Raw genomic sequence first — 20,945 nt, forward strand, 5'->3', positions numbered from 1 at the left:
GCAGCCGGCGGGCGCTTTCGCGTACGTGGTGGCTCAGGCCCCGGAGGTGACCCGGTACGCGTCGAACACGCCGTCGACCTTGCGTACCGCGGCCAGCAGGTGGCCCAGGTGCTTCGGGTCGGCCATCTCGAAGCTGAACCGGCTCACCGCCACCCGGTCCCGCGTGGTGGTGACGGTCGCGGAGAGGATGTTCACCCGCTCCTCGGACAGCACCCGGGTCACGTCGGCGAGCAGCTTGTGCCGGTCCAGCGCCTCGACCTGGATGGCGACCAGGAACGTGGACGCCGAAGTGAGCTTCCAGCTGACCTCGACCACCCGCTCGGGCTGGGCGCGCAGGTCCTCGGCGTTGGCGCAGTCGTCCCGGTGCACGCTGACCCCGCCGGAGCGGGTGACGAAACCGAACACCGAGTCCGGCGGCACCGGCGTGCAGCAGCGGGCCAGCTTGATCCAGACGTCGCTGACGCCGCGGACGACCACGCCAGGGTCGGCGCTGCTCTGCCGGCTGCGCGGCGGCCGGGTGGCGACGGCGGTCTCGGCGATGTCCTCCGCCGCGCCCTCCTCGCCGCCGTAGGAGGCCATCAGCTTCTGCACGACCGACTGCGCGGAGACCTGGCTGTCGCCGACCGCCGCGTACAGCGAGGCCACGTCGGCGAGGTGCAGGTCCCGCGCGATCGCCATCAGCGCGTCCGAGGTGAGCATCCGCTGCAACGGCATGCCCTGCTTGCGCATCGCCTTGACGATCGAGTCCTTGCCGGCCTCGATCGCCTCCTCGCGCCGCTCCTTGTTGAAGTACTGGCGGATCTTCGTACGCGCCCGCGGGCTCTTGACGAAGCCCAGCCAGTCCTGCGTGGGGCCGGCCGTGTCGGACTTCGACGTGAAGATCTCGATCACGTCGCCGTTGGAGAGCGTCGACTCCAGCGGCACCAGCTTGCCGTTCACCCGCGCGCCGATGCACTTGTGCCCGACCTCGGTGTGCACCGCGTACGCGAAGTCCACCGGCGTCGACCCGGTCGGCAGCGGGATGACGTCGCCCTTGGGGGTGAAGACGTACACCTCCTGGCTGGACAGGTCGAACCGCAGCGCGTCCAGGAACTCGCTCGGGTCCGCCGCCTCGCGCTGCCAGTCCAGCAGCTGCCGCAGCCAGGTCATCTCGTCGATGTGCGCCGGCGGGCCCACCACCGGCGTGCCCTTGTGCTCCTTGTACTTCCAGTGCGCGGCGATGCCGAACTCGGCCGTGCGGTGCATCGCGTACGTGCGGATCTGCATCTCCACCGGCTTGCCGGTGGGCCCGATGACAGTCGTGTGCAGCGACTGGTACATGTTGAACTTGGGCATGGCGATGTAGTCCTTGAACCGGCCCGGCACCGGCTGCCAGTTGGCGTGGATGACCCCCAACGCCGCATAGCAGTCGCGCACCGTGTCGACCAGGATCCGCACACCCACCAGGTCGTAGATGTCGTTGAAGTCGCGCCCCCGCACGATCATCTTCTGGTAGATCGAGTAGAGGTGCTTCGGCCGCCCGGTCGTCTCCGCCTTGATCTTGGCGGCCTTCAGGTCGGTGGACACCTTCTGGGTCACCTGGCGCAGCAGCGCCTCGCGCTGCGGCTGGTGCTCCCCGATCAGCCGGTTGATCTCCTCGAACCGCTTCGGGAACAGCGTGCCGAAGGCGAGATCCTCCAGCTCCCACTTGATCGTGTTCATACCGAGGCGGTGCGCCAGCGGCGCCAGGATCTCCAGCGTCTCCTTGGCCTTCTGCTCCTGCTTGGGGCGCGGCAGGAAGGTCAGGGTCCGCATGTTGTGCAGCCGGTCGGCCAGCTTGATCACCAGGACCCGGGGGTCCTTCGCCATCGCGACGACCATCTTGCGGATGGTCTCGGCCTTGGCCGCGTCGCCGAGCTTGACCTTGTCGAGCTTGGTGACGCCGTCGACGAGCAGCGCGACCTCGCCGCCGAAGTCGGCGCGCATCGCGTCGAGCGTGTATTCGGTGTCCTCGATGGTGTCGTGCAGCAGCGCCGCGACCAGCGTGGTGGTGTCCATGCCCAGGTTCGCCAGGATGGTCGCCACCGCGAGCGGGTGCGTGATGTAGGGGTCGCCGGACTTGCGGTACTGCCCCGAATGCCACCGCGCGGCCGTGTCGAAGGCGCGCTGCAGCAGCCGCGCGTCGGCCTTGGGGTGGTTCTCCCGGTGCGTCGCGATCAGCGGCTCCAGCACCTCACTGACCTGCGAGGTCTGCCAGGGCGCGTTGAACCGGGCCAGCCGGGCGCGTACCCGCCGGCCGGTGGGCGCGTTGGAGAGCGCGAACCCGCCGCTGGTCGCCGCGTCGGCGGCAGCCTCGGTCGGGAACGGCACCACGAACGCCCCGCCGTCGGCCGTCGCGTCGGGCGCGCCGCCGGTGGCGCCGGTCGCCCGGGCCTGCGGGTTGCCGCTGCGCTCGGTCACCGAGCCGTCCGCGTCGCCTGTCGGGTGCACCGTGCCCTCCACCGGAGGGACGACATCGTGGGACACCGGCCTCCTCACCGCTCGCCGGGATGCGCCGGCCGTTCGGCCGACGTCTGGTTCAACCGGCCCGGGGGCCGGTGTTGTTCCGCGCGGTCACCGGGGCCGGGCCCCGGCGCCTTCGCCGCCCCGGACACCTCGGCCGGGTCGGGCAAAGCGCAATGCTACCCGTACGCAGGGTACGCCACCGCTCCCCCGGACGGTCGGCGCCGACCGGCCCGACGGCCGGGGCCGGGTCAAACGGTCAACAGGGCGTGGACCGGACGCGGCGCGAGCCGCTTGCGGCCTTCCAGGAAGCCCAGCTCCAGCAGCACGGTGAACCCGGTCACCGTGCCACCGGCCCGCTCCACCAGGTCCAGCGTCGCCTCGGCGGTGCCGCCGGTGGCGAGCACGTCGTCGAGCACCAGCACGCGGTGGCCGGCGGTGAAGGCGTCCTGGTGCACCTCCAGCGTCGCCTCGCCGTACTCCAGCGCGTAGGAGGCGGAGTGCGTCGCCCGGGGCAGCTTGCCGGCCTTGCGCACCGGCACCACGCCGACCCCGGTGGCGTACGCGACGGCCGCGGCGAGCACGAACCCACGCGCCTCGATGCCGGCGACGGCGTCGAACGAGTCGCGCCCGTGGTACGCGATGATGCCGTCGATCACCTCACGGAACGCCGTACCGTCGGCGAACAGCGGCATCAGGTCCTTGAACACGACACCCGGCTTGGGGAAGTCCGGCACGTCCAGCAACCGGCTGGCGACGAGCTGGGCGACCTCCGGGCCGCTGTCTCCGCGTACGCCCGTGGTGTGGGTCTCCGTCACAGTGCGTCCCATGTCCTCTCGAAACGACGACGGCGTCCGTCATGCCGTGAGTCCAGCATGACGGACGCCGTCGTCGCGACTACGTCCGGGCCCGTGGTTCAGCGGCGCTTGCCGCCGGGCCGGTTGCCACCACCGCCGGCGGGCCGCCCGCCGCGGGCGCCGCTGGGACGCTTGCCGGCCGGGCGGGCGCCGACCTTGGGGGCGGTGCCGGCGAGCGCGGCGGCCTCCGGGTCGATCGGCTCGTCGGCGGCCGGGGCGGCACGCGAGGCGCCCTTCGGGGTGATCTCGCCCCGGGCCAGCGCGGCCCGGCGGGACAGCACCCGCTTGTTGTGCGCGCTGATCCGCGGGTCCATGTTCTTCAGCAGCACCAACAGCGGGGTGGCCAGCACGATCGAGGTCAGGAACGCCACCGCCATACCGACGAACAGCACCAGGCCGAGGTCCTTCAGCGTGCCCGCGCCGAGCAGGCCGGCGCCGATGAAGAGCAGGCCGCCGACCGGCAGCAGCGCCACCACCGAGGTGTTCAGCGACCGCATGAGGCTCTGGTTGAGCGCCAGGTTGGACGCCTCGCCGTAGGTGACGTTGTTGTTCGCGGTGATGCCGCGTGTGTTCTCCTGCACCTTGTCGAAGACCACCACCACGTCGTAGAGCGCGAAGCCCAGGATCGTGAGGAAGCCGATGATCGTCGACGGGGTGACCTCGAAGCCGACCAGCGAGTAGATGCCGGCGGTGAGGACCAGGTTGGTCAGCAGCGAGGTGATCGCCGCGACCGCCATCCGCCACTCGAAGCGCAGCACCAGGTAGATCGACACCACCGCGATGAAGATCAGCAGACCGAGGAAGGCGCGGGAGGTGACCTGGCTGCCCCACGCCTCGGAGACCTGGCTGCCGCTGATCTGGTCGGCCTGGATGCCGAACTCCTCCGCCATCGCGGCCTTGGCCGCGTTGGCCTGCTCGGCGCTGAGCTGCCCGGTGCGCATCTCGTAGAACTCGCCGCTGGTGCTGCCGACCTTCTGCGCGCTCACCACCTCGACGCCGGGCGCCTCGTCGGCCAGCACTTCGTCGACGGTCTGCTCGGCCCGGTCCAGCGTGCCGACGCTGGCCGGCACCTGGAACGTGTTGCCGCCGGCGAACTCGATGCCGAGCTTGAAGCCGCTGATCGCGAAGCTGAGCACCGCGATCAGGACGAGGACGCCCGCCACGCCGAACCACAGGTTGCGGCGGCCGACGATGTTGAGATCCGCCTCGCCCCGGTAGAGCCGGGCGGCCAGACCGTTCTTAGCCATCTCAGGCCTCCTTGACACGCGGGTTGCGGGCGGTGCCCGACTCGGCCGACCGGGCCGGCAGAGCCCGGCCCAGACCGCTGACCCGCGGCGACAGGAACGCCCGGGTGCGGGCGAACATCGTCATGATCGGGTGGCGGAAGAGGAACACGACGACCAGGTCGAGCACTGTCGCCAGGCCGAGCGCGAAGGCGAAGCCCTTCACCGCGCCGACCGACACGATGTAGAGCACCACCGCCGACATCAGCGTGATCGCGTTCGCCGAGATGATCGTCCGGCGGGCCCGGATCCAGGCGCGCGGCACCGCGCTGCGTGGGCTGCGGCCCTCCCGGATCTCGTCCTTCAATCGTTCGAAGTAGATGACGAACGAGTCCGCCGCGACGCCCAGTGAGACGATCATGCCGGCGATGCCGGCGAGCGTGAGCGTGAAGCCGATCGAACGGCCGAGCACCACGAGCGCGCCGAAGACCAGCAGCGCGGAGAGCACCAGGCTCAGGAAGATGACCGAGCCGAGCAGCCGGTAGTAGAAGAACGAGTAGATGATGACCAGCAGCATGCGGATGCCGGCGGCCAGCAGACCCGCCTTGAGGTGGCTGTCGCCGAGCGTGGCGGTGACGTTCTGCTGCTCCTGCGGCTCGAACGTGACCGGCAGCGCGCCGTAGCGGAGCTGGCTGGCGAGCGCGTTCGCGGTCTTGTTGTCGAAGCTGCCGGTGATCTGCGAGTCACCGGTCAGCACGCCCTGGATCTCCGGGGACGAGACGATCTCGTTGTCCAGGACCACGGCGACCCGGCACTTGCCGTCCTGACCGAGCGCGGTCTGGTCGCAGGCCTGGCCCTCGTTGTTGAACGCCTCGCGGGTCAGCGCGGTCCACTTCTCCTGGCCCTTGCCGGTGAAGTTGAGGCTGACCACCCAGGAGCTGGTCTGGTCGAGCTGGGCGGAGGCGTTCTTGACGTCGGTGCCGAGCACCTTCGCCACGTCGAGCAGGTATTTCGCGCCGGACTCGCAGGCGACCGCCTTCTGCTTCTCGTCCTTGATCGAGGCGGCCGGGCGCTTGTCGAGCTGGGCGCAGGTGATGGTCGGGACGTTGAACTGCATCTCGACCGGCAGGACCGCGACCTCCTGCGGAGTGAGCGTGCCGAACGGCTTGAGCTTGTCGGCGAGCGTCGGGTCGGTGGTGAGGTCGGCCGGGGCCTGCAGGCCCGAGGCGGCGGCCCAGGCGGCCGCGCCGACCTTCTGCTCGACGGCCTTGCGCTGCTGCTCGATGCTCTGCGGCACCGGCTCGGCGCTGGCGCTGGCGCTGGGGGACGCGGCGCTCGGCGAGGCCGACGGGGTGGCCGAGGCGCTGGCGCTCGGGTTCGGGGCCATGCCGCCCTGTCCGCCGGCGCTCGGCGACCCGCTGACCTTGGGGCTCGTGGTCGCCTGCGGCGACGCGCTGCCCGACGGCGCCGGGCTGGCGGTCCCGGACGGAGCGACGCTCGGGGTCGGCGCGGGCGCGGCGGCGGCGCCGCTGCCGTCGGTGGCCTTGAGGACCTTGCGGAAGCGCAGCTCGGCGGCGCTGCCCACGTCGGTCAGGTCCCGGTTCTGGCCGGGCAGGGAGATGACGATGTTGCGGTTGCCCTCGGTGACCACCTCGGCCTCGGCCACGCCGTAGGCGTTGACCCGGCTCTCGATGATCTGGCGCGCCTCCTCGAGGTTGCCGGCGGTCGGCGGCTTGCCGTCCACGGTGTTTGTGGCCTCGAGCGTCAGCCGGGTGCCGCCGACGAGGTCCAGGCCGAGCCGGGGCTCCAGCCGGTCCTTCCAGCCACCGCTGGCGCCGCCCGAGAAGAACACCAAAAGATAGAGGACGACGAAGATGAGCCCGAGCACGGCGAGCTGCCGTCCGGGCCGCATCTGTCCCTGAGGTGGTGCCACGGCTGTCCTGTCTCCCTGTACGGTCGCGCCGCTTCCGCGGCGGCGACAACTGTCGGGCCGGGGGTGTCCGCCCGACTGCTCCGGCGGATCGGCACCGGCCGACGGCACGCCGACCGGGGCACGGCGCGGGGGCGCCGCACGGCCTGGCCGGGTGCCGGCGCCGGGCGCCGACCCCAACTATCCACTTGTACCGATGATTCCGCTGCCCCGTCCGGGGCGGCAGTCACTCCTTGACCGGCTCGGCTTCCTCGCTGATCGTCTCGGCAGCCGGCGCCTCGGCGCGCTTGATCACGCGGGCCACGGCGGGGCGGGCGTACCGGGTCTGCACACCCGGGGCCACCTCCAGCAGGACGGTCTCGTCCTCGACCGCGGTGACAGTGCCGTGCAGGCCGCCGATGGTGACCACCTCGTCGCCCGGGGCCAGGGCGGACTGCATCTGCTCGGCCTCGCGGCGGCGCTTCTGCTGCGGTCGGATCATCATGAAGTACATGACGACGAAGAGCAGAGCGATCATCAGGATCGGCGTCAGACCGCCGGCTCCCCCGCCACTCGCTGCTGCGTAAAGCACGGTGTAGACCTTCCGGTTGGCCTCCGTCCCGGCGCCGGAGGGCGCCGCAGCGGAAGCGGATTCTCACGTCCTGTACAAACCGCGGCGAAGTCTAGTCCCTGCTCCTGAGAAGACCGAATGCGGCACAGATCACGAACGGATCACGGCTGGTCGGTCTGCACCGAGAAGAGATCGGGCCCCGAAGAGGTATCCGCACCAAATGTACCATTCGGCGGGTTGCGGCCCAGATGCCGCCAAGCGGCCTCCGTCGCCACCCGCCCCCGCGGCGTACGCGCCAGCAGGCCGGCCCGCACCAGGAACGGCTCGCAGACCTCCTCGACCGTGTCCGGCTGCTCCCCCACCGCGACCGCCAGCGTGGACAGGCCCACCGGGCCGCCCCGGAACGAGTCGACGAGCGCGGTCAGCACCGCCCGGTCGAGCCGGTCCAGGCCGAGCGCGTCCACGTCGTAGACGGTCAGCGCGGCCCGGGCGGTCTCCAGCGTGACCACGCCGTCGGCCCGCACCTCGGCGTAGTCGCGCACCCGGCGCAGCAGCCGGTTGGCGATACGCGGGGTGCCGCGGGACCGGCCGGCGATCTCGGCCGCGCCGTCAGCGGTGATCGGCACGCCGAGGATCCGGGCCGACCGGTGCAGCAGCGTCTCCAGGTCGGCCGGGGCGTAGAAGTCGAGGTGCGCGACGAAGCCGAAGCGGTCGCGCATCGGCCCGGTCAGCAGGCCGGACCGGGTGGTGGCGCCGACCAGCGTGAACGGCTCCACGTCGAGTGGGATGGCCGTCGCGCCCGGGCCCTTGCCGACCACCACGTCGACGCGGAAGTCCTCCATGGCGCTGTAGAGCAGTTCCTCGGCCGGCTTGGCGATCCGGTGGATCTCGTCGATGAACAGCACGTCGCCCTCGGCGAGGCTGGTCAGGATCGCGGCCAGGTCGCCGGAGCGCTCGATGGCCGGGCCGCTGGTCACCCGGATCCCCGCGCCCAGCTCGGCGGCGACGATGTTGGCCAGGCTGGTCTTGCCCAGGCCGGGCGGACCGGACAGCAGGATGTGGTCCGGCGGCGAGCCACGCCGCATCGCGCCCTGCAGCAGCAGGTCGAGCTGGTCCCGGACGCGGTCCTGGGCGATGAACTCGGCCAGCCGCTTCGGCCGGACGCTCGCCTCCGCGTCCCGCTCGGCGTCTTCGACGTACGCCGAGACCAGGTTCTCCCCGCTCATCGGGTCCGGCCCAGGAGGCGGATCGCCTGCTTGAGCAGGACCGGCACCGGCGGCGTCTCACCGTCCACGGTCTCCGCCACCGCGGCCACCGCCTGCTCGGCCTGGGCGGCCGTCCAGCCCAGCCCGACGAGGGCCTGGCGGACCTGCTCCGGCCAGGCGCCGGCGGTCACCCCGGCCGCGCCGTCGGCGCCCACCGGCACCGGGCCGATCCGGTCGCGCAGCTCCAGCACCAGCCGCTCGGCGCCCTTCTTGCCGATGCCCGGCACCCGGGTCAGCGCCGCGGTGTCGGCGTTGGCGATGGCCTTGCGGACCGCATCAGGCGTGTGCACGGCGAGCACCGCCTGGGCCAGCCGGGGACCGACCCCGCTGGCGGTCTGGAGCAGCTCGAACAGCTGCTTGGCGTCGTCGTCGGCGAAGCCGTAGAGGGTGAGCGAGTCCTCCCGGACGACCAGGCTGGTCGCCAGCCGGGCCGGCTGGCCCACGCGCAGCTCGGCGATCGTGCCGGGGGCGCACTGCACGGCCAGGCCGATGCCGCCCACCTCCACCACCGCGTGATCCGGGCCGGTGGCGGTCACCGTGCCGCGTACGCTCGCGATCATCGCGTCCCTCCTCGTCGGGCCCGCTGCGCGGCCTCGGCCAGCTTGGACCGGGTGCCGCCGCGCCACACGTGACAGATGGCCAGCGCCAGGGCGTCGGCGGCGTCGGCCGGTTTCGGCGGCTCGGGCAGCCGCAGCAGCCGGGTGACCATCGCCGTCATCTGCGCCTTGTCGGCCTGGCCGGAGCCGGTCACCGCCGCCTTCACCTCGCTCGGCGTGTACGTCGTCACCGGCAGCCCGGCCCGGGCCCCGGCGAGCACCGCGACGCCGCTGGCCTGCGCGGTGCCCATCACGGTGCGGACGTTGTGCTGGCTGAACACGCGCTCCACGGCGACCGCGTCCGGGCGGTGCTCGGCGACCAGGTCGGTGAGCGAGCGGTCCAGGTGCAGCAGGCGCAGCGGCAGGTCGTCGGCCGGGTCGGTGTAGACCACGTAGTAGGCCACGAGCGTGCAGGGGCGGCCCGGCACGCCCTCGACCACGCCGACCCCGCACCGGGTCAGCCCCGGGTCGACGCCCAGCACGCGCACGCCGCCTCCTCCCCGAGCCGCCAGCAGTACGTGTGTTCGACACACCCTACTGGTGCCCGCCGACGGCGGGTCGGCCGGACACGCCGGGCGCGGCCGGTGACGCGGCGCACCACACACCCGGGCGGTGGAGTATGTGTCGCCGCCCCATGTGCCAGGGGGCACCCGGCTCGTACGTTCATGCGCCATGACGGCAAAACCCGTGGTGGTCCCCCACGTCGTACACGTCGACCTGACCGGCCGTACCGCGCTGGTCACCGGCGGCGGCAGCGGCATCGGACGCGCCTGCGCCCTGCGCCTGGCGGCGGCCGGCGCGACAGTGGTGGTGCTGGACCGCGACGAGGCGGCGGCCGGGGCGGTGGCCGCCGAGGCCGGTGGCCGGGCGGTCGGGATCGACCTCGCCGACCCGGCGGCGGTGGACCGCCTCGACGTCGGCGCCGACATCGTGGTCAACAACGCCGGCCTGCAGCACGTCTCGCCGGTGCAGGACTTCCCGGTCGAGCGCTTCGAGTACATCCAGCGGGTGATGGTCGAGGCGCCGTTCCTGCTGGTGCGCCGGGCGCTGCCCCGGATGTACGCGAACGGCTGGGGCCGGATCGTCAACATCTCCTCGGTGCACGGGCTGCGCGCCTCGCCGTTCAAGGCCGCGTACGTCTCGGCCAAACACGCGCTGGAGGGCCTGTCCAAGGTGGTCGCGCTGGAGGGCGCCGCGCACGGCGTCACCGCCAACTGCATCAACCCGGCGTACGTGCGGACCGCGCTGGTGGAGAGCCAGATCGCCGACCAGGCGGCCACGCACGGCATCGGCGAGGACGAGGTGGTCGAGAAGATCATGCTGGCCCGGGCGGCGATCAAGCGGCTGATCGAGCCGGAGGAGGTGGCCGAGCTGCTGGCGTACCTGTGCTCCCCGCCGGCCGCGTTCCTCACCGGCGCCTCGATCGCCCTCGACGGGGGCTGGACGGCGAACTAGTGGCGCCGCGCACAATGTCGGTCATGTCGTCGCCGGTCGAGTTCCTGGAGTTGCTGGCGCGCGAGGCCGCCGCGGTCGAGTTCGAGGGTCCGCTGGTGGCCGCGCGCGCCGCCGGGCTGCCCGCCGACCGGCTGGCCGAGCTGGAGCAGGCGAAGGTGGTGGCGCTGCGGGTACGGGCGCTGCTGGCCCGGCGGCGGCGCCGGGAGACCGAGCTGTCCGGCCTCTACGACACCGCGAGCGACCTGGCCGGGCTGCGCGACCTGGACGACGTGCTGCACGCGATCGTGCACCGGGCGCGGATCCTGCTCGGCACCGACGTGGCGTACATGACGCTCAACGACGAGGAGCGCGGCGACACGTACATGCGGGTGACCGACGGCTCGATCTCGGCCCGGTTCCAGCGGCTGCGGCTGGAGCTGGGCGACGGCCTGGGCGGCCTGGTGGCGCAGACCGGCACGCCGTACGTCACCTCGAACTACCAGGAGGACGAGCGGTTCCGGCACACCGGGGAGATCGACGGCGGGGTGGGCGAGGAGGGCCTGGTGGCCATCCTGGGCGTGCCGCTGCGGCTGGGCTCCAGCGTGATCGGCGTGCTGTACGCGGCGAACCGCTCGGCCCGGCCGTTCGCCCGGGAGGAGGTGGCGCTGCTGGTGTCGCTGGCGGCGCACGCGGCGGTGGCGATCGACACCGCGCGGCTGCTGGCCGAGACGCGGGCGGCGCTGGCCGAGCTGTCGGCGGCGAACAGCACGATCCGGGCGCACAGCAGCTCGGTGGAGCGTGCCGCCGCCGCGCACGACCGGATGACCGCGCTGGTGGTGCGCGGCGGCGGGATGGAGGACGTGGCTGCGGCGGTCACCGAGGTTCTCGGCGGCGCGCTGCTGGCGCTTGATGCCGAGGGCCGGCGGCTGGCCCGGGTCGGCGAGATCGAGGAACCGGACCGGGCGGACATCGTGGAGGCGGTCGCCGCGTCGCGTACCGAGGGGCGCAGCGTGCGCCGGGGTCCGCTCTGGTACGCCGCGGTGGTGGCCGGCGCGGAGAACCTGGGCGCGCTGGTGCTGCGCCCGGACGACGAGCTGGTCGACGCCGACCAGCGCATCCTGGAGCGGGCCGCGCTGGTGACCGCGTTGCTGCTGCTGTTCCGCCGCACGGTGGCCGAGGCGGAGGGGCGCGTGCGCGGCGAGCTGCTGGACGACCTGATCGCCCGGCCGCTGCGCGACGCGGACGCGCTGCGGGCGCGGGCCCGCCGCATCGGGGTGGACCTGGACGCGCCGCACGTGCTGGTGGCGGTCGGCGACGACGCGTTCGCCGAGACCGGCTCGGCCCGGCAGCGGGTGCTGTCCTGGGCCACCACGTACGCCTCGACCAGGGGCGGCCTGGCGGCGGCGCGCGACGGGCGGGTGGTGCTGATGCTGCCGGGCCGGGACGCGGGCGGCGCGGCCCGGGCGGTGGCCCGGGACCTGTCGCGGGTGACCGGGCGGCCGGTGACGGCGGGGGCGAGCGGCCCCTCGACCGGGCCGGCGTCGCTCGCAGTCACGTTCGCCGAGGCGGAGCGCTGCCTGTCCGCGCTGGGCGCGCTGGGGCGGGCCGGGCAGGGGGCGAGCACCGCCGAGCTGGGCTTCGTCGGGCTGCTGCTGGGCGCGGTGGGCGACGCCGGGGACCGGGACGTGGCCGGATTCCTCACCGCGACAGTGGGTCCGGTGGTGGACTACGACGCCCGGCGGGGCACGGCGCTGGTGAAGACGCTGGAGGCGTACTTCGGGGTGGGCGGCAGCCTGGCCCGGGCCGCCGAGCAGCTGCACGTGCACGTGAACACGGTCACCCAGCGGCTGGAACGGGTCGGGCAACTGCTCGGCGCGGACTGGCAGCGCCCGGATCGGGCGCTGGAGGTGCAGCTCGCGCTGCGCCTGCACCGGCTGCGCACGCCCACTCGCTGAGCGGCCGGGCACTGCGACCCGGTCTCAGCGGACGCGCAGGCCGTCCAGGACGGTGTCCACGATCCGCTCGGGCACCACCCGCTCGTCCCCGGCGTGCCAGTGCAGCATCCGCTGGGTGAGCATCGGCGCGGTGAGCAGCGCCATGGTCACCTCGATGTCGATGTCGGCGCGGAGTTCGCCGCGCTCGATCGCGCGGCGCAGCACCTCGCGCAACGCCTCGCGGCGCGGCTCGACGATCGCCTCGTACGCCTGCCGGTGCGCCGAGCTGCGGTTCACCTCGGGCACCAGGCACGGCATGATCTTGCGGGCCCGGGGGTCGGCGTGCTGGCCGACGGCGCCGACGAGCAGCACCAGGTCGTCGCGGACGGAACGGCCGGCGCAGTGCGGCGCGGGCCCCTTGAGCGTGCGCAGCGCGTCCAGCAGCAGCGCGTCCTTACCCGGCCAGCGGCGGTAGATGGTGGCCTTGCCGACTCCGGCGCGGGCCGCGATCGCCTCGATGCTCAGCGACTCGACGCTGTTGCCCTCGGCCAGCAGGTCGAGTGTGGCGTCCACGATCGCCTCGTCCGCGCGGGTGCTCCGCGGTCGTCCGGGCGACCGCGGAGCATCCGCCGTGGAAGTCATGTCAGACATTGTCCACGAACCTACGCGGCCCCGGCCAGCTCCCGGTCCGTGGCGGGGGTCGCACCACCGGCGGCGGCGACCGGCCGGCCGGGCATCCAGCGCAGCACGATGACGAGGCCGAGCGCGGCCACCACCGCCGAGACGCCGGCGGCCCAGTGCATGGCCGAGACGAAGGAGTCGTTCGCCGCGTCGATGAGTCGCGGCGCGGCCGGGCCGAGCCGGTCGGCGACCGCGTACGCCCCGGAGACCGACTCGCGGGCCGCGTCGCGTACCGGCGCGGGCAGGGCGGCCACCGCCGGGGCGACCTGGTCGCGGTAGACGGCGGAGAGCACCGAGCCGAGCACCGCCACGCCGAGCGCGCCGGCGACCTGCCGCACGGTGTTGCTGACCGCCGACCCGACGCCGGCCTTCTCCCGGGGCAGCGACGACATGATCGACTCGGTGGCCGGGGGCATGATGTTGGCCATGCCGGCGCCCTGGAGGAAGCCGAGCGCCGAGAAGATCCAGATCGGGGTGTCCGCGTCGATGAAGACGAACGCGCCCAGCGCGGTGGCGGTGAGCAGCAGTCCGACCGCCGCCACCGACCGGCCGCCGTAGCGGCGGACCATCGCCGCGCTGCGCGGGGCGAAGATCAGCTGGGCCACCGCGAACGGCAGGAACAGCAGGCCGCTCTCCAGCGGGCTGTAGCCGCGGACGAGCTGCAGGTAGAACGCGCCGAAGAACATCACGCCCATGGCGGCGAAGAAGACCAGCCCGACCAGCGCCACCGGGGCGGCGAAGCGGGGCACCCGGAACAGCCGTACGTCCAGCGACGGGTGGTCGCTGCGCAGCTCGTGGGCGATGAACCAGCCGAGCACCGCGAGACCGCCCAGCACCGCTACCCACACCTGCGGCCGGTCGAAGCCGTGCTCGCCGCCGTCGATGATGCCGTACGTGAGCGCGACCAGGCCGACCACCGACAGCAGCACTCCGGGCACGTCGACCCGGCCGGGCTTCGGGTCGCGGGACTCCGGCACCAGGGCCGCGACCAGCACCACGCCGAGCGCCACCACCGGCACGTTGATCAGGAAGACCGAGCCCCACCAGAAGCGCTCCAGCAGCGCGCCGCCGAGCACCGGGCCGATCGCCACGCCGAGGCCGACCGCGCCGGCCCAGACGCCGATCGCCTTGGCCCGCTCACGCGGGTCGAAGACGTTGGAGATGATCGAGAGCGTCACCGGCATGATGGCCGCGCCGCCGACGCCCATGAGCGCGCGGGCCGCGATGAGCTGGGCCGGGTCCTGCGCGTACGCGGACAGCAGCGAGGCCAGCCCGAACAGCGCCAGGCCCAGGACCAGGAAGCGGCGGCGGCCGAGCCGGTCACCGAGCACGCCGAAGGTGAACAGCAGCCCGGCGAAGACGAGCGTGTAGGAGTTGATCGCCCATTCCAGCTCGCCCTGGGTGGCGCCGAGGCCGTGCACCGGGTCGGCGAGGGTGCGCAGCGCGACGTTGAGGATGGTGTTGTCGAGGACGACCACGAGGAGGCTGATCACCAGCACCCCGAGGATCGCCCACCTCCTCGGGTGTCCGGTGTTCCCGTGTGGTTCCACTGCAGGTTCTCCCCCCGGCTCCCCCGCGTCGAAATACGATACGGGCCAGACTCGTAACGGTGACGAGCGTAGGCGCGAGGATTTCGATACGGAACCGGTTCGTATCGAATGTGTGCCAGGTCACTTCTCGGCGTCAGGTGGCGCTACGCAGGCAGGCCAGCGTGGCCTCGCCGAGCGTGGTGAGGCGCTGCGGCACGGCCGAGGTGGGCGGGAACGGCTCGATCCAACCCGGGCCGGCAGCGAGCACCCGTACCCCCGGCAGGTCCCGCCGCAGGCGGACCAGGCGGTACGCGCGGCCGGTCACCGGGGTCTGCGACCAGACCACCACCACCCGCGGACGGACCCGCGCCGCCGCGCTGGCCAGCGCCGACCAGGGCAGGGCCGGGCCGAGGTGCAGCGCGCCGCGCCCGCGCTCGCGCAGCGCCGCGGCGAGCGCGTGCAGCCCGAGGCAGTGCGTCTCGTGCTCGGCGCCGGCCAGCAGCACACCCTGGGCGGGCAGCGGCCGGGTCGGCTCGCGGCCGAACACGTCCAGCCCGACCCGCAGCCCCTCGGAGAGGGCGTGCTCCATCGCGATCTCGGCGGCGCTGTCGCCGCGCAGCGAGCCCAGCAGCGGCAGGCAGACCTGTTCCCAGGCGGGCACCACGCCGGCCTCGGCGGCCAGGTCGAGCAGCAGCCCGGCGACCTGGTTGTCGTCCAGGTCCTCGGCGGCGGCGGTCAGCCGTTTGCGGGCCGTCTCGGCGGCCCCGGCCGGCATGTTCTCGGTCAGCAACGGACGCACCCCCGGGTAGCTCTCCTACCCAGGGGTTCGCTCGCACCGGCCGATCCGGATGCGCCGACGGTGGATCCGGATCGGCCGGTCAGTCCGGGAAGGTCACCACCCAGCGGGCGCCCTCGCCACGGGACAGCCGCTCCAGTGCCTCGGGCGCCTCCGCCAGCGGCACCGTGCCGCTCACCAGCGGGCCGAGGTCGAGATCACCGGCGGCGAGCGCGGCGGCCAGCTCCGGCACCTCCCGGTCCGGGTCGGTCGAGCCGTACACCGAGGAGCGCAGCGTGCGGGCGGAGTGGAAGATGTCCAGCGCGGAGAGGCTGAGCATGTCGTCCTTGCCGCCCATGCCGACCACGGTGACCGCTCCCCCGCGCCGCGTCGCCCGCCAGGCGGCGCGGATGGTGGCGGACCGGCCGACGCACTCGAAGGCGTGGTCCACGCCGCGCCCGTCGGTGCGCGCCCGGATCTGCTTGCCCAGCGTGTCGTCGGAGCGCAGGAAGTCGGTGGCCCCGGCCGCGAGCGCCAGGTCCCGCTTCGCCTCCACCACGTCCACGGCGAGGATCGGCGACGCGCCGGCCCGCCGCGCAGCGGTCAGCACGGCCAGGCCCACCCCGCCGAGCCCGATCACCGCTACCGACTCGCCGGGCGCGACCCGCGCGGTGTTGCGGACCGCGCCGACGCCGGTGAGCACCGCGCAGCCCAGCACGGCGGCCTGCTCCGGCGGCAGCCCGGCCGGCACCGGTACGGCGGCGCGCTGCGGCACGACCACCTCCTCGGCGAGCGCGCCGAGCCCGAGCGTGACCGCGAGGGGCTCACCGGCGGCCGTCTCCCCCCGGGGTGTCGACGGGTTGGGGTTGGCCGCGCAGAGCCACGGCTCACCGTGCCGGCAGTGCCAGCAGTCCCGGCAGGCCGGCGCCCAGTTGAGCACCACGGGCGTGCCGACCGCGATCGTCGTGTCCGGCCCGGCCTCGGCCACCACGCCGGTCGCCTCATGACCCAGCACCAGCGGGTACGCGGGCGCCAGCGTGCCGTCCACCATGGCCAGGTCGGAGTGGCAGATGCCGGCGGCGCGGATGCGTACCCGCAGCTCGCCCGGGCCGGGCGCGGGCAGGCGTACCTCCTCGACCGCCGGGGTCTCGCCCCGGCCGCGTACCACCAGCGCCCTCACCGCTGGATCGCCTTCAGCTCGGTGAACTCCTCCACGCCGTACGCGCCCAGTTCCCGGCCCAGGCCGGACTGCTTGTAGCCGCCGAACGGGGCGAGCGGGTTGAACGCGCCGCCGTTGACGTCCACCTGACCGGTACGCATCCGCCGGGCCACCGCCAGCGCCGCGTCGGGGTCGGCGGACCAGACCGCGCCGGCCAGCCCGTACCGGGAGTTGTTGGCGATGGCGACCGCCTCGTCGGTGTCGGCGAACGGGATCACCGCGAGCACCGGGCCGAACACCTCCTCCTGGGCGAGCGCGCTGTCCGGGTGCACGTCGGCGAAGACGGTGGGCGCGACGAAGTGCCCCTGCGGCGGCAGCGGCGCGTCCGGTCCGCCGGCGACGAGCCGGGCGCCGTCGGCGAGCGCCCGGTCCACGTGGTCGCGTACCCGCCGGGCCTGCGCGGCGGAGGCGAGCGGGCCCAGCCGGGTGGCCGGGTCGAAGGGGTCGCCGAGCCGGTAGCCGGCCACCGCCGCCGCGACCAGGTCCAGGGCCTCGTCGTAGCGGTCGCGGTGTACGAGCATCCGGGTCCAGGCGGTGCAGGTCTGCCCGGAGTTGAGCAGCGCGTTGCCGACGCCGACCTTGACCGCGGTGGGCAGATCGGCGTCGGCCAGGACGATGTTCGCGGACTTGCCGCCGAGTTCCAGCGACACCCGGGCGATCCGCTCGGCGGCCAGGTGGGCGATGCGCCGGCCGGTGGCGGTGGAGCCGGTGAACGAGACCAGGTCGACGTCGGGGTGCGCGGCCAGCGCCTCGCCGACCACCGGGCCGGTGCCGGGCACCAGGTTCACCACGCCGGGCGGCAGGCCGGCGTCGGTGATCGCGTCGAACAGCAGGTACGCGGTGAGCGGCGTCAGCTCGCTGGGCTTGAGCACCACTGTGCACCCGGCGGCGAGCGCGGGCGCGACCTTCGCGACCACCTGGTGCAGCGGGTAGTTCCACGGGGTGATCGCGCCGACCACGCCGACCGGCTCGCGGACGACGAGCGAGTTGCCGACCGTGTGCTCGGCGGCCGGGCGGGCGGCCAGGTCGACCATGCTCCGCAGCACTTTGAGCGGCAGCCCGGCCTGGACGCGGGTGGCGAGCTTGAGCGGGGTGCCCAGCTCGGTGGCCACGGTGCGGGCGATCTCGTCGGCGCGCGCGGCGAGCGCGGTGTGCAGCCGGTCCAGGTGCGCGGCCCGCTGCTCGGGGGCGGTTGCGGCCCAGCCGGGGAACGCGGCGCGGGCGGCGGCGACCGCGCGGTCCACGTCGGCCGGCGTACCGGCCGGCACCTCGCCGATGATGCTCGCGGTGGCCGGGTTCTCCACCGGGACGGTGTCGTCCGACGACGGGTCGGCCCAGTCACCGGCGATGTGCAGGTGGCGGCGCGTCAGCAGGGCGGGCGGGGCGGCGGCGAGATCCATGGCGTCCTTCGGGGGCGGCGGTGGAAACTAGCGGTGGGAGTTTGGACGCTACTCCGGACCGCCGACCCGTTCCAGCGGGGCGACGGTGGCCGCGTACTCGGCGGCGAGGCCGTGCAGCAGCGCGTCCAGGCCGAGCGCGAACGCCCCCTCGTCCACGCTGCGCTGGTGGCCGGCGAGGCGGTGCGCCTGGTTGAGGTGCGGGTGCGCGGCGTAGAGCGAGGGGTCCTCGACGAAGCCGCGGGCGAACGAGCCGAGCGCGGACCCGGCCACGAAGTAGCGCATCGCGGCACCGATGTGGGTGGCCCGCGCGGGCGGCCAGCCGGCCCGGACCAGCGCGCCGTAGACCGCGTCGGCCATGGCGAGCGCGGCCGGACGGCGGCCCGGCCCCTGCGCCAGGTACGGCACGATGTTCGGGTGCGCGGCCAGCGCGGCCCGGTACGAGCGCGCCCAGCGGCCGAGCGCGTCGAGCCACTCGTACTCGTCGAAGACGCCGATGTCCACGGTCGCCGCGACGCCGTCGGCCACCGCGTCGAGGATCTCCTCCTTGGTGGCGAAGTGGTTGTAGAGCGAGGGGCCGCGTACGCCCAGCGCGGCGGCGAGCCGCCGGGTGGAGAGCGCGTCCAGCCCGTCGGCGTCGATCAGCGCCAGCGCGGTCTCGACGATCCGGTCGCGGGTGAGCAGGGCCTGTCGGGGTCGGGGCACCTGATCATCATCCTCCTTTCGACATCGGGTCTGGACGCGGGAAAACTTCCAGCGCTAGTTTATAGCCAGTCGACCTGAGGGGGAACCGTGGACTTCGCACTGTCCGACGAGGAACGCGCGATCCGGGACACCGTTCGCACGTTCGTCACCCGCGAGGTGATGCCGCTGGAGGCGGAGGTGCTGCGCCGCGAGCGCGCCCACCAGCCCGGCCTCGACCGCTCCGAGCTGCGCGAACTGCAGCTCAAGGCGAAGAAGTTCGGCTTCTGGGGGCTGGCCACCCCGGAGGAGTACGGCGGCATGGCGCTGCCGGCGGTCATGCAGTCGCTGATCTGGACCGAGCTGGGCCGCACCTTCGTGCCGTTCCGGTTCGGCGGCGAAGCCGACAACATCCTGTTCCACGCCACCGAGGAGCAGAAGCGCGAGTTCCTCATCCCCACCATCGAGGGGGAACGGATCTCCTGCTTCGCCATCACCGAGCCCGGCGCGGGCTCCGACGCGGCGAACATCAAGCTGCGCGCCCGCCGCGACGGCGACGACTGGATCCTCGACGGCGAGAAGACGTTCATCACCAACGGCAACGACGCCGACTTCGCCATCGTGGTCGCCGTGACCGACCCGGAGAAGGGCGCCCGCCGCGGCGGCGCCACCGCGTTCCTGGTGGACCGCGCGATGGGCTGGCGCTCGGAGTTCATCCAGACCATGGGCGAGGGCGGCCCGGCCTCGCTGATCTTCGACGGCGTACGGGTGCCGCACCGCAACATCCTCGGCGAGATCGGTCAGGGCTTCACGCTCGGCATGGAGTGGATCGGCAAGGGCCGCTACACCATCCCGTCGCACGCCGTCGGCATCGCCGAACGAGTGCTCCAGATGGCGATCGACCACGCCAACACGCGCGAGACGTTCGGCGCGCCGATCGCCACCAACCAGGCCATCCAGTGGATGATCGCCGACTCGGAGACCGAACTGGAGGCGGCCCGCTGGCTGATCCTGCGCTCGGCCTGGACGGTCGACCAGGGCCTCGACCCCCGGCACGCCTCCTCGATGGGCAAGCTCTACGGCGCCGGCATGGTCAACCGGGTGGTGGACCGCGCGCTGCAGATCCACGGCGGCATGGGCTACACCCGCGAGCTGCCGATCGAACGCTGGTACCGGCAGGTCCGGCTCTACCGGATCTTCGAGGGCACCGACGAGATGCAGCGGCTGATCATCTCCCGGGACCTGCTACGCGGCTACACGAAGATCGGCGGCCACCTGGCCTGAGCGGCCTGAGCGGCCTGAGTGGCCTGGGCGGTCGCCGGGCCGAGCCGTCAGCCGGTCAGCGCCTCGACCGCCCGGTCCACGTCCTCCTCGGTCGTGTACAGGTGGAACGAGGCGCGGACCCGGCCCGCCCGGTGGGCCGCGCGCACCCCGGCGCGGGCCAGCCGTTCCTGCGCGTCCGGCACGTCCACGGAGACGATCGCGCTGTCGCCGGGCGGGCGGCCCAGCCCGGTCAGGAACCGGTTGGCCAGCCCCACGTCGTACGCGCGCACCTCCTCCGGATCGAGGTCGGCGAGCAGCTCCAGCGCGGGCGCGGCCCCGACGTAGCACAGCCAGGACGGGGAGATGTCGAAGCGCCGGGCGTCGTCGGCCAGGCGCAGCGGCAGTCCGTAGTAGGAGGCGTGCGGGTCCTTGCCCGCGAACCACCCGGCCGCGTCCGGGCGAATCCGCTCGCGCAGCTCCGGCGCCAGGTAGGCGAAGGCCGCGCCGCGCGGCGCCATCAACCACTTGTACGCCCCGACCACCACCGCGTCCGCCCGGTCCGCGGCGAACGGCAGCCACCCGCACGCCTGCGTGGCGTCGACCACCACGACGGCGCCGTGCGCCCGGGCCGCCGCGACGATCTCGTCGTACGGGGCCACGACGCCGTCGGCGGACTGCACCACGCTGAACGCCACCAGGTCGGTGCCGGCGTCGATCGCGTCGACCAGGCCGGCCAGCGGCACGGTGCGGACCCGCACCCCGCGCTCCTGCTGGACGAGCCAGGGGAACAGGATCGAGGTGAACTCGCTCTCGGGCACCACCACAGTCGCACCCTCCGGCAGGCTCGCCGCGATCGGCGCGACCAGCTGCGACACGGCGGAACCGATGCTCACGTCGGCGGCGTCCACGCCGGTCAGCCGGGCGAACGCGGCCCGGGACCGGTCCACCGACTCGTCCCACACCTCGAACGACACCCGTCCGCCCCGCCAGTCGGCGAGCACCCGCTGCACGGCGTCCCACACCGGCTCGGGCGGCAGCCCGTAGGTGGCGGTGTTCAACCAGCCCGGTTCCGGCTGCCACAACTTCCGTGCCTGCTCCAGCTCCATGCCCCCGACGCTAACCACCCCCAC

At 73.4% G+C, this 20,945-nt stretch carries 18 protein-coding genes; 3 read left to right on the forward strand and 15 right to left on the reverse strand.

Annotated features, from left to right (window positions below; all coding sequences use genetic code 11):
* Positions 1-33: 33 nt before the first annotated feature.
* From BAW75_RS25740 to ruvC, 8 genes are all read right to left on the reverse strand, one after another.
* Entirely contained in the window at positions 34-2,505 is a 2,472-nt protein-coding gene (locus tag BAW75_RS25740; protein ID WP_104115186.1) for a RelA/SpoT family protein, read from the reverse strand.
* A 227-nt stretch (positions 2,506-2,732) separates the two neighbouring features.
* A complete protein-coding gene (locus BAW75_RS25745) occupies positions 2,733-3,299 on the reverse strand; it encodes an adenine phosphoribosyltransferase (protein WP_043324974.1) in 567 nt (188 codons plus the stop codon).
* 98 nt (positions 3,300-3,397) lie between these two features.
* Positions 3,398-4,585: a protein translocase subunit SecF gene (gene secF, locus BAW75_RS25750; RefSeq protein WP_104115187.1), complete on the reverse strand. Its 1,188-nt coding sequence runs from the start codon at positions 4,583-4,585 to the stop codon at positions 3,398-3,400.
* Position 4,586: 1 nt separating this feature from the next.
* Positions 4,587-6,494 (reverse strand): protein translocase subunit SecD, encoded by a 1,908-nt coding sequence (secD, locus tag BAW75_RS25755; RefSeq protein ID WP_208635310.1) that lies wholly within the window; start codon positions 6,492-6,494, stop codon positions 4,587-4,589.
* Positions 6,495-6,717: 223 nt separating this feature from the next.
* On the reverse strand, positions 6,718-7,062 hold the full coding sequence (gene yajC, locus BAW75_RS25760) for a preprotein translocase subunit YajC (protein WP_036343450.1): 345 nt from the start codon (positions 7,060-7,062) through the stop codon (positions 6,718-6,720).
* 140 nt (positions 7,063-7,202) lie between these two features.
* Positions 7,203-8,267, reverse strand: a complete 1,065-nt coding sequence (gene ruvB, locus BAW75_RS25765; RefSeq protein ID WP_104115189.1) for a Holliday junction branch migration DNA helicase RuvB — start codon at positions 8,265-8,267, stop codon at positions 7,203-7,205.
* Entirely contained in the window at positions 8,264-8,866 is a 603-nt protein-coding gene (gene ruvA, locus BAW75_RS25770) for a Holliday junction branch migration protein RuvA (protein ID WP_043324978.1), read from the reverse strand. Before ruvA ends, ruvB begins: the two co-directional genes overlap by 4 nt.
* Positions 8,863-9,390: a crossover junction endodeoxyribonuclease RuvC gene (gene ruvC, locus BAW75_RS25775; protein ID WP_030502538.1), complete on the reverse strand. Its 528-nt coding sequence runs from the start codon at positions 9,388-9,390 to the stop codon at positions 8,863-8,865. The genes ruvA and ruvC overlap by 4 nt, the downstream gene beginning before the upstream one ends.
* Positions 9,391-9,574: 184 nt before the next feature.
* Between ruvC and BAW75_RS25780 the strand changes: the two genes are divergently transcribed.
* The gene (locus BAW75_RS25780; protein ID WP_104115190.1) at positions 9,575-10,357 is read left to right on the forward strand and encodes a 3-hydroxybutyrate dehydrogenase; all 783 of its coding nucleotides are present in this window, start codon (positions 9,575-9,577) and stop codon (positions 10,355-10,357) included.
* A gap of 14 nt (positions 10,358-10,371) precedes the next feature.
* On the forward strand, positions 10,372-12,291 hold the full coding sequence (locus tag BAW75_RS25785; RefSeq protein ID WP_104115191.1) for a helix-turn-helix domain-containing protein: 1,920 nt from the start codon (positions 10,372-10,374) through the stop codon (positions 12,289-12,291).
* 24 nt (positions 12,292-12,315) lie between these two features.
* On the opposite strand, the gene BAW75_RS25790 is transcribed toward BAW75_RS25785, so the two are convergent.
* The 6 genes from BAW75_RS25790 to BAW75_RS25815 all read right to left on the reverse strand — a co-directional run bounded on the left by BAW75_RS25790 (position 12,316) and on the right by BAW75_RS25815 (position 18,576).
* Positions 12,316-12,921, reverse strand: coding sequence for a TetR/AcrR family transcriptional regulator (locus BAW75_RS25790; protein ID WP_030502541.1), 606 nt, complete (start codon positions 12,919-12,921; stop codon positions 12,316-12,318).
* 11 nt (positions 12,922-12,932) lie between these two features.
* A complete protein-coding gene (locus BAW75_RS25795; protein ID WP_064448531.1) occupies positions 12,933-14,501 on the reverse strand; it encodes an MFS transporter in 1,569 nt (522 codons plus the stop codon).
* Positions 14,502-14,634: 133 nt separating this feature from the next.
* The gene (locus tag BAW75_RS25800) at positions 14,635-15,279 is read right to left on the reverse strand and encodes a transcriptional regulator (RefSeq protein ID WP_244206269.1); all 645 of its coding nucleotides are present in this window, start codon (positions 15,277-15,279) and stop codon (positions 14,635-14,637) included.
* 79 nt (positions 15,280-15,358) lie between these two features.
* A complete protein-coding gene (locus BAW75_RS25805) occupies positions 15,359-16,435 on the reverse strand; it encodes an alcohol dehydrogenase catalytic domain-containing protein (RefSeq protein ID WP_244206270.1) in 1,077 nt (358 codons plus the stop codon).
* A complete protein-coding gene (locus BAW75_RS25810) occupies positions 16,432-17,874 on the reverse strand; it encodes an aldehyde dehydrogenase family protein (RefSeq protein WP_064448532.1) in 1,443 nt (480 codons plus the stop codon). Before BAW75_RS25810 ends, BAW75_RS25805 begins: the two co-directional genes overlap by 4 nt.
* A 48-nt stretch (positions 17,875-17,922) precedes the next feature.
* Positions 17,923-18,576 (reverse strand): TetR/AcrR family transcriptional regulator, encoded by a 654-nt coding sequence (locus BAW75_RS25815; protein ID WP_043324983.1) that lies wholly within the window; start codon positions 18,574-18,576, stop codon positions 17,923-17,925.
* 87 nt (positions 18,577-18,663) lie between these two features.
* Between BAW75_RS25815 and BAW75_RS25820 the strand changes: the two genes are divergently transcribed.
* Positions 18,664-19,836 (forward strand): acyl-CoA dehydrogenase family protein, encoded by a 1,173-nt coding sequence (locus BAW75_RS25820; protein ID WP_043324984.1) that lies wholly within the window; start codon positions 18,664-18,666, stop codon positions 19,834-19,836.
* Positions 19,837-19,883: 47 nt separating this feature from the next.
* On the opposite strand, the gene BAW75_RS25825 is transcribed toward BAW75_RS25820, so the two are convergent.
* A complete protein-coding gene (locus tag BAW75_RS25825; RefSeq protein WP_104115192.1) occupies positions 19,884-20,921 on the reverse strand; it encodes an aminotransferase class V-fold PLP-dependent enzyme in 1,038 nt (345 codons plus the stop codon).
* Positions 20,922-20,945 lie beyond the last annotated feature (24 nt).

Source organism: Micromonospora chalcea (genome assembly GCF_002926165.1).
In the GTDB taxonomy this organism is placed as follows: Bacteria; Actinomycetota; Actinomycetes; order Mycobacteriales; family Micromonosporaceae; genus Micromonospora; species Micromonospora chalcea.